This is a genomic window from Prosthecodimorpha hirschii, assembly GCF_001305515.1.
Taxonomy (GTDB): Bacteria; Pseudomonadota; Alphaproteobacteria; order Rhizobiales; family Ancalomicrobiaceae; genus Prosthecodimorpha; species Prosthecodimorpha hirschii.
Genome location: NZ_LJYW01000001.1, coordinates 3,654,110 through 3,667,002, shown reverse-complemented (window position 1 = coordinate 3,667,002; position 12,893 = coordinate 3,654,110). Strand labels below are relative to the sequence as shown.

At 68.9% G+C, this 12,893-nt stretch carries 11 protein-coding genes; 9 read left to right on the top strand and 2 right to left on the bottom strand.

Annotated elements, in window-relative coordinates; all coding sequences use genetic code 11:
* Positions 1-10 precede the first annotated feature (10 nt).
* Positions 11-1,609 (top strand): ABC transporter substrate-binding protein, encoded by a 1,599-nt coding sequence (locus ABB55_RS16045; protein ID WP_054359700.1) that lies wholly within the window; start codon positions 11-13, stop codon positions 1,607-1,609.
* 393 nt (positions 1,610-2,002) lie between these two features.
* Here the strand turns inward: ABB55_RS16045 and ABB55_RS16040 are convergent, their stop codons facing one another.
* Positions 2,003-2,416 carry a DUF6481 family protein gene (locus ABB55_RS16040; RefSeq protein WP_054359699.1) on the bottom strand — a complete coding sequence of 138 codons (414 nt, stop codon included), beginning with the start codon at positions 2,414-2,416 and terminating at the stop codon, positions 2,003-2,005.
* A 557-nt stretch (positions 2,417-2,973) separates the two neighbouring features.
* Here ABB55_RS16040 and ABB55_RS16035 point away from each other — a divergent pair.
* From ABB55_RS16035 to ABB55_RS30405, 6 genes are all read left to right on the top strand, one after another.
* Positions 2,974-4,200: a lytic murein transglycosylase gene (locus ABB55_RS16035; protein WP_200912112.1), complete on the top strand. Its 1,227-nt coding sequence runs from the start codon at positions 2,974-2,976 to the stop codon at positions 4,198-4,200.
* 151 nt (positions 4,201-4,351) lie between these two features.
* Positions 4,352-4,729 (top strand): DUF2946 family protein, encoded by a 378-nt coding sequence (locus ABB55_RS16030; RefSeq protein ID WP_054359698.1) that lies wholly within the window; start codon positions 4,352-4,354, stop codon positions 4,727-4,729.
* A 93-nt stretch (positions 4,730-4,822) separates the two neighbouring features.
* On the top strand, positions 4,823-6,988 hold the full coding sequence (locus tag ABB55_RS16025; RefSeq protein ID WP_054359697.1) for a TonB-dependent receptor: 2,166 nt from the start codon (positions 4,823-4,825) through the stop codon (positions 6,986-6,988).
* Positions 6,989-7,082: 94 nt separating this feature from the next.
* Entirely contained in the window at positions 7,083-7,703 is a 621-nt protein-coding gene (locus ABB55_RS16020; protein ID WP_054359696.1) for a MotA/TolQ/ExbB proton channel family protein, read from the top strand.
* Positions 7,700-8,227, top strand: a complete 528-nt coding sequence (locus tag ABB55_RS16015; protein WP_054359695.1) for an ExbD/TolR family protein — start codon at positions 7,700-7,702, stop codon at positions 8,225-8,227. Before ABB55_RS16020 ends, ABB55_RS16015 begins: the two co-directional genes overlap by 4 nt.
* Before the next feature lie 647 nt (positions 8,228-8,874).
* A complete protein-coding gene (locus ABB55_RS30405) occupies positions 8,875-9,207 on the top strand; it encodes a TonB family protein (RefSeq protein ID WP_160321250.1) in 333 nt (110 codons plus the stop codon).
* Positions 9,208-9,234: 27 nt separating this feature from the next.
* On the opposite strand, the gene ABB55_RS16005 is transcribed toward ABB55_RS30405, so the two are convergent.
* Positions 9,235-10,083 (bottom strand): IclR family transcriptional regulator, encoded by an 849-nt coding sequence (locus tag ABB55_RS16005; RefSeq protein ID WP_152982067.1) that lies wholly within the window; start codon positions 10,081-10,083, stop codon positions 9,235-9,237.
* A 296-nt stretch (positions 10,084-10,379) separates the two neighbouring features.
* Between ABB55_RS16005 and ABB55_RS16000 the strand changes: the two genes are divergently transcribed.
* Positions 10,380-11,285 carry an MBL fold metallo-hydrolase gene (locus ABB55_RS16000; protein WP_054359692.1) on the top strand — a complete coding sequence of 302 codons (906 nt, stop codon included), beginning with the start codon at positions 10,380-10,382 and terminating at the stop codon, positions 11,283-11,285.
* Complete coding sequence (locus ABB55_RS15995) at positions 11,282-12,886, top strand: FAD-binding oxidoreductase (protein WP_054359691.1); 1,605 nt, start codon at positions 11,282-11,284, stop codon at positions 12,884-12,886. The genes ABB55_RS16000 and ABB55_RS15995 overlap by 4 nt, the downstream gene beginning before the upstream one ends.
* Positions 12,887-12,893: the final 7 nt, after the last annotated feature.

Sequence of the window (12,893 nt, the reverse complement as noted above, 5' to 3'; positions counted from 1 at the left end):
GGACATCGCGATGCGCCATTGGAAGACATTCGTCACCGCAGCGGCCCTGATCCAGATGGTCGCCGGCCCGGTCCTGGCCGAGCCCGGTCATCTTCGGATCGCCATGACCGCCGCGGACGTGCCGACCACCACCGGCATGCCGAACAACGGCGCCGAGGGCATGCGCTTCGCCGGCTATCCGATCTTCGAGCCCCTGGTCGACTGGGACCTCGCCAACGCCGTCGACCGGCGTGCCGGCCTGCGTCCGGGCCTTGCCGAATCCTGGCAGGTCGACGAGACCGACAAGACGAAGTGGATCTTCAAACTGCGCAAGAACGTGAAGTTCCACGACGGTTCGGCCTTCAATGCCGATGCCGTCATCTGGAACTTCGATCGGCTGTTCGACGACAAGTCGCCTCAGTTCGAGGCGGCGGCCTCCGGTATCGCGCGGGCGCGGGCGCCGCAGGTGGCGAAGTGGGAGAAGATCGACGACTACACGGTGGCGATCTACACCAAGAAACCGACCGCCTTCTTCCTCTATATCGTCGTCTGGCTGCCGCTCGCCAGTCCGGCCCAGTTCGAGAAGGTCGGCAAGAGCTGGGAGGCCTTCGCCAAGGCGCCGGCCGGCACCGGCCCGTTCAAGATCACCAAGGTGACGCCGCGGGTCTCGATCGAACTGGCCAAGAATGCCGACTATTGGGACCCGAAGCGGGTGCCGAAGGTCAACAAGGTGACCCTCTTCCCGATGCCGGAGGCGAACACGCGGCTATCGGCGCTGCGCTCCGGTCAGGTCGACTGGATCGAAGTGCCGCCGCCGGATGCGATCCCGAGCCTGAAACAGGCCGGCTACAAGATCACCACCAAGCTCTACCCGCATATCTGGCCCTGGGCGCTGTCGGTCGAGCCGGACAGTCCCTTCAAGGACAAGCGGGTCCGCTATGCCGCCAACTATGCGGTCGACCGCGACGGCCTGGTCGGCTTCCTGAACGGGACCGCCACGCCGGCCTATGGCTTCGTCGGCCCGGACGACGTGCAGTTCGGCAAGCCGAAGATCCGGTTCGGCTACGACCCGGCAAAGGCCAAGGCGCTGATGAAGGAGGCCGGCTACGACGAGAAGAATCCGGCCAAGGTGAAGATCATGATCTCCACGTCCGGTTCCGGCCAGATGCTGCCGATCCCGATGAACGAACTCGTCCAGCAGAATCTCGAAGCCGTCGGCTTCAAGGTCGAGTTCGACGTGGTCGAATGGGGCACCATGCTGCTCGGCTTCCGGCAGGGGCCGGACAGCGCCATCAACAAGGGTCGGCACGCGATGAACATCTCGCTGACCTGGACCGATCCGTCGGTCTGGTACCGGTGGTTCCACACGGACGCCTTCACGCCCACGGCCAGCAACTGGATGCACTGGTCCAGTCCCGACTACGACAAGATCATCGACCAGGTTTCGGTGACCTTCGACGAAAAGGAGCAGGAAAAGCTGCTCGCCAAGGCCCACGAGATCCTGGTCGATGAAAGTCCGTGGCTGTGGATCGTGCATGACCTGAACCCGCGCGCCTTCTCGCCGAAGGTGAAGGGCTATGTGCCGGTGCAGAGCTGGATGCAGGATTTCACGCAGGTCACCGTCGACTGACGACGGAGCCGGCTGGCCTCCCGCGCGCCTCTCGCGGTCTTGCCGTCCGCGCGCGGTTCCGGTCACGGCCCGGCGGTCCGGCGCAGCGAGCGATCGCGGAGCGATCGTCGGACCGCCCGCCGGCTTCCGGGCTCGTCGCCCTGTCGCCGGATATCGGCCCCGCCGGCCTCCAGTTCGGGGCGGCGGTTGCCGCGCGATCACGCCGATCCGGCGGCGGCACCGGCGTGGTCCGTCCGGCCGGCCAGAGCCTGGCGGATGGCGCGTTGCGTCACGCGAACGGCCCGGGACGCTGGCGCCCCGGGCCGTTGAAAAACGAAATCTCGTCGTGTCCGACAGAGGCATGACCGGGCGGCGCGCCGACCGTCGGCCTTCCCGGATCAAGCACGGCCGGTGTCAGCGGCGAACGGCCTTGCGGACATGGCGATTGTCTTCGCCCTGCTGCTTGCGCACCTTGCGCGCCGCATAGCGTTCGTCCCGGGCTTCCTTCTTGCGAGCCTCCTCGGCCGCCAATTCGGCTTCCTGCTCCTGTCGGGCGGCCTCCTGCCTGACGGCCTCGGCTTCCGCATCGGCGATCGCCTGCAGGCGGGCCTTCTCGTCCTCGATCGCCTTGGCAGCGTCGGCAGCCATCTTTTCGCGGCGGCGCGTCTCCTCGCGCACGGCGCGGGCCTCGGCGACCGCCTTCCGGGCTTCCGCCCGGCTGACGACGGCGGGATCATTCGGGTCGATTCCCGCCTTGAACTTGTCAAGGAGCTTGGACTGGGCGGCGGCGGCGGCTTGGCGACGTTCGGCGAAATTCGGAATTCTCATGGGAGGGTGTGGACTCCAAGGGACGGTGAAGGCGAATGCGGGGCGGCCGTTGCGGCAGCGCCGTCCGATCGCTTTGGGCGAGTGGGGCCGTCGGACCTGTCAGGTTCGACAAGCCAGCTGGTGGCCTCCAGGGCATGACGCAAGCGGCAATGACATAAGCCCGGTTGACGGATCATCACACGGATGACCGTGGCTGCGTCTGATCCGTCAAGGATCGGAAAACGACACGAATTGTCACCGACAAAGCGAAAGCGTGATGTCGTGGATCGAAAATCGTCGTCATCTGCCATGGACGAGGGCGCTTATACAGGACCCCCTTGCTTTCTCCTAAGGAAAAATCTGCCGCCGCCGTCGCACCTTCGGCCCGTTCATGCACCGGCCGGCCCCGCCGCCATGCCCCGAATGCCGGACCGCCTTCATTCCGAGGGCTCGGGAAAGGCCGGAACGATGCCCCGGAGAGCGGCGGCCATGGGAAGCGCAGGTCCCACGCGCGAACATGGTCGTGCTAGCCTGCCGGATCACGATCGCGCGAGTCGGGGAGGCGATCCTTGTCGTTCATCGGGCGCTTGATCGCCATCGGTCTTCTGTCGGCTCTCGCCTTTTGGGCCGGGCCGTCCCATGCGGCGGACGCGGGCTTTTCCCGGTTCGTCGCATCGCTCTGGCCGGAGGCCGAGGCGGTCGGCGTTTCCCGGGAAACCTTCGACCGGGAGACCCGCGCCCTCGAACCGGACTACGGCCTGCCCGATCTCGTCCTGCCGGGACGCCCCGAGACCGGGGCTCCGCGACAGCCGGAATTCGTGCGCCCACCGGCCGACTATATCAACGAAGCCCAGATCGCGCGGCTGGCCGGGGACGGGCGCCGCCTTCTGGGCGCGCATCGCGCGGCGCTCGAGGGGGTGGAGGCGCGCTTCGGCGTTCCGGCCACGATGGTGCTGGCGATCTGGGGGCGGGAAACCGATTTCGGCCGCTCGCCGGAGCGCTACGACGGTCTCCGTGTGGTCGCCACGCAGGCCTATGTCGGACGGCGCAAGGACCAGTATCGGCGCGAATTCGTGCTTGCCCTGAAGCTTCTGGAGACCGGAGCGGTGACCAGAAAGGCCTTCCGCGCCTCCTGGGCCGGGGCGACCGGGCTCACTCAGTTCCTGCCGTCCGAGTATTTCTCCCATGGCGTCGATTTCGACGGCGACGGCCGGATCGACATCTGGCGCTCGGTCCCCGATGCGCTTGCCTCCGCCGCCAAGCAACTCGCCGACAAGGGCTGGCAGCCCGGCCTGCGCTGGGCCTGGGAGGTCCGGCCGCCCGCACGGGCCGACTGCACCCTGGGCGTTCCCGAAATGCGCCGGACCGTCGGGGCATGGCTCGACGCCGGCTACGCGCCGGTCGGCGGGCGCATTCCGACGGCTACCGAACGGACGGAGGCCGCGTCGCTGCTGCAGCCGGAAGGCATCTATGGCCCGTCCTTCCTGACCACGAAGAACTACTTCGTCATCAAGGAATACAATTTCTCGGACCTCTACGTGCTGTTCGTCGGCCATCTCGCCGACCGGATGCTCAGCCCGCAGCGCTTCGCGACGCCCTGGTCGGCGACCGGGCAATTGAAGACCGCCTCGGTCGAGGAGATGCAGCGGCATCTGACGCGCCTCGGCCACTACCGCGACAAGGTGGACGGCAAGGCCGGGATGCTGACCCGGGCGGCGCTCGGCGCCTACCAGAAATCGGCCGGGCTGACGGTCGACTGCTGGCCGAGCGAGGCGGTGCTGGGGTCCCTGCGCCTGGCGCGGTGACCGGACGGGCGAGACGGCGGGCGAGACGGCGGGCGCGCCTGCCGCCGACGCCCGCCACGCCCGTCAGGGCTGCGTTGCGCCGATAGGTCTCACGGCCCGGTTGGCCCGATCACGGCGCGGTGATAAGGGTGATGCGGGTTGGGGGAAGGGCGTGACCGGCGCGCGCAAGACGATCGCACGACTGCTCTGTGTTCTCGCGCTGATCGTCCAGATCATCGCGCCGACGCATGCTGTCGCGGCGATGGCGAGTGCCGCTGCCGACCCTCTCGCCGGCGCGATCATCTGCGCCGCGGCGTCGGACCCGTCCGACCGAACGCACCCGGCTTCGGCCCCGGACCATCGCAGCGAAGCCTGCCTTTTCTGCCGGCTCGTCAACGGCGACGGCTTTGCACCGCCGCCGTCGATCGTCGCCTTCGTGGTCCCGATCGCCACGATGCGCGGCGCGATCTGGGCGAAGCGCGACACGCCGACCATCGTTTCGCGTCTGCTTGAGCAGATCCGAGGCCGCGCCCCGCCTGCCCTCTCCTGAGAAGACGTTGCATCGTCCGCGCCGGCCGCAAGGCCGCGGCGCACGTCAGTCGTCGAAGGACCGCGACCTCGGTCGCCTCCTCGGGAGATCGTCATGAAATCCGTCCGCCTCCACGGCAGCGTCAGCCTGCTCACGCTCGTCCTTGCCGCTTCGCCCACCCTTGCCCAGCAATCGAAGCCCGAGATCCTGCCCGAAGTCGTCGTCACCGCCGACGGGCAGGGAAAGATGTCGACGCCGTCGACCGGCCTCGCCTCGCCGCTCAGCGCCTTCACCATATCGGGGCAGCCGCTGCAAAGGCTGTCGCCGTCGAACAGCGACACGGCCGGCCTGCTGACGACCATTCCGGGCGTCGACGTTGCGACAGGCGGCGGCGTCTCCGGCCTGCCGGTGATCCACGGTCTCGCCAGCGACCGCGTCAACGTGCTCACCTACGGCATGGCCATCACGGCCTTCTGTGCCAACCACATGAATCCGCCGCTGTCGCATGCCGACGCGAGCGCGATCGGTTCGGTCGAAGTCCTGTCCGGCATCACGCCGGTGTCGAAGGGCGGCGACAGCATTGCCGGCTCGATCATCGTCGAGCGCAAGCGTGCGGTCTTCGCCAACGACGACCGCATCGAGGTGCACGGATCGGTGTCGGGCTTCTACCGCTCGAACGGCCACGGCCTCGGCGGCTCGCTCGACGCCTCAATCGCCAACCGCGACTGGAATCTCGAATATACCGGTGCCTGGAGCCGATCCGACAACACCAAGGCGGGCGGCAACGGCGGCACCATCCGCTCATCGGAATACGAGTCGCTCAACCACATGCTGACGCTCTCCCGGCGTCTCGACAACGGCCTCGTGACGCTCAGCGGCGGCATCCAGAACATTCCCCGCCAGGGCTATCCGAACGCCTGGATGGACATGCTCTACAACCGTGCCGCCTTCGTGAACGCGGCCTATGAGGGCACGTTCGACTGGGGCCGCCTCGACGCCAAGGCCTATTGGCGCGAGACCAACCACTACATGAACTTCCTCGACGACAAGGGCGGCAGCACGCCGAAGACCGGCATGCCGATGTATACCCACGGCCACGATGCCGGCTGGTCGGTCAAGGCGACCATCGACCTGTCGAAGCAGGACATCGTGCGGCTCGGCAACGAGATGCACCATGCCGATCTCGACGACTGGTGGCCGGCCGTGCCGGGTTCGATGATGATGGGCCCGAACACCTACCGCAACATCAACGACGGCCGGCGCGACCGGATCGGCACCTATGCCGAGTGGGAGCGCGCCTGGACGAAGGAATGGTCGACGCTGATCGGCGGTCGTATCGATGTCGTCGACATGAATACCGGCGACGTTCAGTCCTATAACGGCATGGACACGGACGCGACCGCCGCGACCGCCTTCAACGCCCGCAACCATCACCGCACCGACGTGAATTTCGACCTGACGGCGCTCGTCCGCTGGAAGCCGAACGACCAGACCGACGCCGAATTCGGCTATGCGCGCAAGACCCGCTCGCCCAATCTTTACGAGCGCTACGCCTGGGGCACGGGCGGCATGTCGAGCCAGATGACCGGCTGGTTCGGTGACGGCAACGGTTATATCGGCAATCTCAATCTGAAGCCCGAGGTCGCCCACACGATCTCGACCACCCTCTCGCTGCACGACCCCGCATCGAAGGCCTGGTCGTTCAAGGTCACGCCCTATGTGAGCTACGTCGAAAACTACATCGACGCCGACCGTGTCGCGCCGCCGATGATGTGGGATCCGAATTTCGTCCAGCTGAAATTCGCCAATCACGATGCCCTGCTGTGGGGCTTCGACGCCAATGCCAGCGCGGCGATCTGGTCGAGCCCGGCCTGGGGCGCGATCTCGCTGACCGGCCGGCTCGCCTATACGCGCGGCGAGAATCTCGACACCAATGACGGCCTCTACCGCATCATGCCGCTCAATGCGACGATCGGGCTCGACCATCGCCTGGGCGACTGGACCAACGGCTTCGACGTGAAGCTGGTGGCGGCCAAGACCGACGTCTCGAAGACCCGCCTCGAACAGACGACCCCGGGCTATGCCCTGCTCAACTGGAAGACGGGCTATCGCTGGGGCCAGGTCAGCTTCGACTTCGGCGTCGACAACATTCTCGACAAGAAATACGCGCTGCCGCTCGGCGGGCTGAACATCGTCGACTACGGCTGGAACGGGCAGCCGCTGCGGCCGCTGCTCGGCACCGGCCGGTCGTTCTGGGCCGGGCTCAAGGTCCAGCTCTGATCGAGCCTTCGGGTCGGCGGCGGCGCGGCGGCCGAGGCCGCGCATGCCGCCGGCCAGCGCCGTCCCCGGCACAACAGGTCACGGATTCCCCTCCATGGATGCCATCACGCTGTCCCCGCTGGGGCTTTTCCTCGCGGCCGGACCGGTCGGCCGCGGTGTCATGATCCTGCTCGGGCTCGCCTCGCTCTGGTGCTGGGTGCTGATCATCGAGGGACTGTTCGCCGCGGCGCGATTGCGGCGGGCGGTATCGGGGCCGATCGATGCGGCCGCCGGCGCCCATCTGGCGCCGGTCTTCGAAGCCGGCCTTCAGGCCGGCAGCTTGGTGATACCGGGCGAGAGCGTCGGCGAGCGACGCCACCGGCTCGCCGAGGCCATGGGCCGCGCGGCGCGTCTGCTGCTCGCCGATGCCGAAGGCCGCCTGCCGGATCTGGCCGTGATCGCCTCGGTCGCGCCCTTCGTCGGCCTGTTCGGCACGGTCTGGGGCATCATGACCAGCTTCGCCGGCATCGCCACCGCGCAGGATACCAGTCTGGCGGTGGTCGCCCCGGGGATCGCCGAAGCCCTGGCGGCGACGGCCTATGGGCTCGCCACCGCCATTCCGGCCTCGGTCGCCTATAGTCGGCTCGGTGCCCGTTTCGCCGCGACGGCCTCGGCGCTCGCCGACCGGATCGACGAACATGCGGTGACGCTCGTCGCCGGGAAGGCCCGGCAATGACCCGCCGCCCCCTGCGTTCCCTGCGGCCGGAGGGCTTCCGGCCGCTCTCGGACATCAACGTGACGCCGCTGGTCGACGTCATGCTGGTGCTCCTGATCGTGTTCATGGTCACCGCGCCGATGCTGGCGGCCGGCCTCAAGGTCAATCTCCCGCGCGCCGATACCGCCCGCCCCTTGCCGCCGCGCACGCCGATCGTGGTCACCGTGACCCGCGACGGCGGACTGTCGGTCGACGGCGCCCCGGTCGGCCGCGACGCCTTGGTGGCGGCCCTCGGCCGACAGCTTGCCGGCGACGGCGAGCGCCTGGTCCAGATCCGCGGCGATCGGGATACCCCCTATGGCGAGATCGTCTCGGTCATCGACCTGCTCGCCGCCGGCGGCATCTCGCGCCTCGCCCTGGTGTCGCGCCCGAACGGACCGGCGACCGCCGGCGCTCCGGCGGCCGCGAGTTCGCCGTCGACGACGGGGCCGTCGACCATGGGGTCGCCGACGACCGGGCCGTCGACGATGGGGCCGCCGCCGTGACGACATCCGCATCGCGACCGCGATGGCTGCGGCCCGCGGCCTGCGCCGCCGCGCTGGCGATCCATCTGGCCGCGTTCGCCGCCTACCGGCCACAGACCGGCATCGCCGCGATCGGCCCGGTCGAGATCGACATTCTGAACGATCCCGGGCCCGAGACGCGCCCGACCCCGGACGCCGTCCCGATGCCGGACTCGAGGGCGGCGACGGCGGAGGTCGTCCCGCCACCGGAACCGGAGCCCAAGCTCACGCCCGAGCCCGAGCCAGAGCCCGAGCCGACCCCACAGCCAGCGACCGAACGGATACCGGAACCGAGGCCGCCGGAGCCACAATCGCCGCCGCCGGCCGCCGAAGCCGACCCGCCCGTGCCGGCACCGGACCCGACACCGGAACCCGTGCCGGCACCGGAACCCGTACCAACGCCGGAGCCCGTGCCGACGCCTGAACTCGCACCGGCACCGGAGCCCGTTCCGACGCCGGTTGTCCCCGTCGAACCCGAAAATCTGCCGCCGCCCGAGCCGCCCCCGCCCCGGCGCGCGCCACCGGTCGACCGCGAACCGTCGGCGATCGAGCGAAGCCCGGTCCGGGCCGTTCCGGCTCCACTGAGGCGCCCGCAGCGGGAGACGCGGCCGGACCGCATCAGGCCGTCCGTGGAGTCGCGCCGGTCCGAAGTTTCGCGGCCGCGCGCCTCCGCGCCCGACCCGACCGCCACCGCCGCCTACGCCGCCGAGGTCTCCGCCGCCCTGCGCCGCCTGCGCCACTATCCGGCAGCGGCCCGGGATACCGGCATCACCGGAACCGTGACGGTCACCTTCATCATCGGCCCCGGGGGTCGCGTCGCCACCCATGCGATCGCGCGATCGTCCGGCCACCCGGTCCTCGATCAGGCCGCCCGGGCGATCCTGGGAAATCTCGCACTGCGCCCCCCGCCGGCCGGACTGTTCCGCGCGACCGTACCGATCCGGTTCGAACTGACGCGCTGACGGACCGGGTCCGCACCCGGCCGGCGGCTATGATCCGATGCGGGCCGCGATCGTGGCGGCGGCGCGGAGCAGCCGATCGAGATGTACCGGCCGGCCGCGGCGCGACATCTGCGGGGTCAGGCCGGCGAGACTGATGGCACAGAGCAGCGCACCGGAGCGGTCGAGGATCGGCACCGCCAGGGCCGACAGACCGACCGCCACGTCGTCGACCGCGAATTCGTAGCCGCGCGCACGGATGGTTTTCAGGTGATCCCGCAATTGATCGGGCGCCGTGACGCTGCGCGGCGTCATCGCCACCAGCGGCCTGGCCAGGGCCGCCTCGATGGTCGGCTCCGGCTGGTAGGCGAGCAGCAGCTTGGGCGCACCGCCGCAATTGTGCGGCAGGCTGCCGCCGACGGCCCACCAGCGCACTTCCATGCCCTTCATGTCGTGGACGCGCTCCAGGCAGGTCGCCTGGCCATCCTGAAACACCGAAAGAAAGGCCGTGAAGTGCAGCTCGGCCGCCAGTTCGGACAGGACCGGGACGGCCGCGGCGCGCAGGTCGATCTCGCCGGCCGCGCTGGCCGCGAGATTGCGGACGGCCCGCCCCAGGCCGTAGCGCTGGTTGGCAGCATTCTGCACGATGAAGCCTTCGCCCATCATGGTGATCAGCAGACGCCGGGTGGTGCCCTTGTCGAGGCCGGTCGCCGCGGTGACCTCGGCCAGCGACATTTCAGGCTGCCCCTCGAAGGCGCGCAGGATCGCGAGCGCCCTTTGCACGGCGCGAACATGCGTGATGCTGCCCGCCTTCTCGGTCATTCGCGTCCCCCAGACGAGCCGCTCCGGCTCGATCACCACGAGATGCCGGTGGACCGCGTCCGTGTCAAGATATGACATGCCGATCAAACTGCCGGCGGCCCCCGAGGGAATCGCGACGGATCGGCCAAGGCGACCTTTCGAACACAACTACTATGTTGATTTTTATTGATTTTTTATCCCGGAGAAGAGCGCTCAGCCGGTGCGTATCGGCTCCTCCGGACCCAGCCGAACATGTGCGCGCGCCGGGCGACGGGTGCAGGTTCGGCGATATTATGTGTCATGGATAGACATAGAAGTTATCTGTTGACACACCGACACCAGTGCGGTCTGTTGCGCACCCAAGAGAACGCAAAAGACGTTCCGGGAGGAAATTCGTGACCAGCGCCCGCATCGGGGCGATCGAGGTCGTGCGCGTCGAAGAGATGCTCACGCCCGGCTTCGACCCCGCATTCCTGTTTCCGGACTGGGATCCGGCGATCCTCGATCGCCATCCGCAGCTGCGCGAGCCGACATTCCGCGACCCGGACAGCGGGCGCCTGATGTCGAGCATGCAGAGCTGGCTGGTCCGCGCCGGCGACGACGTGATCATCGTCGATACCGGCTGCGGCAACGGCAAGACGCGCTCGGCGCCCGCCTTCCGCCGCTTCCACGATCTGGCGACCCCCTATCTCGACCGTCTGGCGGCCGCCGGCGTCCGCCCGGAAGACGTGACGCTGGTGGTCAACACCCATCTGCATGTCGACCATGTCGGCTGGAACACGCAGCGGGTCGGCAACCGATGGGTGCCGACCTTCCCGAACGCCCGCTACGTCTGGGGGCAGGTCGAGACCGACCATTGGCTCGATCCGGCCGGCGGCCTGGCGGTGCAGCCGGAGGCCGCCGAAGTGATCGAGGATTCGGTCCGGCCGGTGCTCGATGCCGGTCTGGTCGATTTCGTTTCGGACGGCGATCAGCTCCGCCCCGGTCTCGTCTTCCGGGCCGCCCCCGGCCACACGATCGGGCAGCTGCAGCTTTGGATTGAATCCGACGGCGAGGCCGGCGTCTTCACGGCCGACTGTCTGCACCAGCCGATCCAGGTCTACGAACCGGGCTGGAACAGCCGCTTCTGCGAGCTGCCGGAGGCCGCCGTGGCGACGCGGGCGGCACTGCTGGAGGCCGCAGCCGCCACCGATGCGGTGATCTTCCCGTCCCATTTCGGCGCCCCGCATGCCGGCCGCATCGGCCGTCGCCCGGGCGGCTACACCTTCCTGCCCCTGCCATCCGCCGGGAGACCGTCATGACCCTGCTCGCCGACCCGGCTTCGGGCCTGCTCGACCGACTGCACGGCGCCCTCGGCGCCGAGGCGGTGCTCGCCGACGAAAAGAGCCGCCGCTACTATGCCAACGACATTTTCTGGCAGCCCGGCATCGAGCCGGCCGCGATCCTTCTGCCGCGCACCCGCGAGGAGGCCGCCGCCGGCATCCGACTCACCACGGAAGCCGGATTGTCGGTGGTGCCGCGCGGTGGCGGCATGTCCTACACCAAGGGCTACCTGCCAGACCGGGCCGGCGCCGTGGTGATCGACGCGCGCCGGCTGAACCGCATCGTCGAGGTCAATGCCGCCGATCTCTACATCACCGTCGAGACCGGCTGCACCTGGGAGCAGGTGGCCGCGGCGCTCGAGGGAACCGGCCTGCGCACCGCCTATTGGGGGCCGCTTTCAGGCCATGTCGCGACCGTCGGCGGCGCCCTATCGCAGAACAGCGCCTTTTTCGGCTCGGCCGCACATGGCACCGTCGCCGAAGCCGTGCTCGGCGTCACCGTGGTGCTGGCCGACGGCAGTCTGGTCACCACCGGATCGGGCGGACGGATCGGCACCAAGCCGTTCACGCGGGAGGGCGGGCCGGACCTGACCGGACTGTTCCTCGGCGACAACGGCGCGCTCGGCTTCAAGGTCGCGGCGACGCTCCGGCTGATGCGCCGTCCGGAGGCGGTCGGCTTCGTGTCGTTCGGGTTCCGGTCGATCCGCGACATGGCCGCCGCCCAGGTCGAGATGGCGCCGCTCAAGGTCGTGGCCGAAGGCTTCGGCATCGACCGGACCAAGGTCGAGCATTCCGCCTCGGTCAACAAGCTGATGGACGGCGTGCGCACGCTCGGGCAGGTCGCCCGCGCCGGCGGCGGGCTGGTCGCCGGCCTCAAGGATGCCGTGCAGGTCGCGGCGGCCGGCACCGCCTTCCTGAAAGAACATGCCTTCACGCTGCATCTGGTCGTCGAGGCGCGCAACGCCGCCGAACTGGACACGTCGATGGCGGCGGTCCGAGAGATCGGGCGCCGGCACGGCAGCGAGATCGAGAATACCGTGCCGAAGGTGATGCGCTCGAAGCCGTTCGGGCCGCCGCGCGGCATGCTCGGCCGGGACGGCGAGCGCTGGGTGCCGATCCATGCGGTGTTCCCGCTTTCCGCCGCCCTCGAGGTCTGCGACGCCAACGATGCCTTCTACGCGACCCGCCGCGACTTCATGGCCCGGCACGGCATCGTCTATTCGGTGATGACGATGACGGTCGGCACCGAGTTCTTCCTGGAACCGGCCTTCTACTGGCAGGACGAAATCACCGACCTGCATGCCCGAACGCTCGGCGAAGACGTGGTGCGCCCCTGGCGCGGTCGTCCGGCCAACGAGACGACGCGGGCCGCCGTCGCCGAACTGCGCCGTGCGACGCAGGAGCTCTATGCCGGGCTCGGCGGCGTCAGCTGGCAGGCGGCGCGCGACTATCCGTTCCGCGAAGTGCTCCAGCCGCCGACCCTGGCCCTGCTCGAAAGCGTCAAGCGCGCGCTCGACCCGCGCGGCCTGATGAATCCCGGCGCGCTCGGTCTCGCCGCCACGCCAACCCTTACCGCCTGAGGCCGCA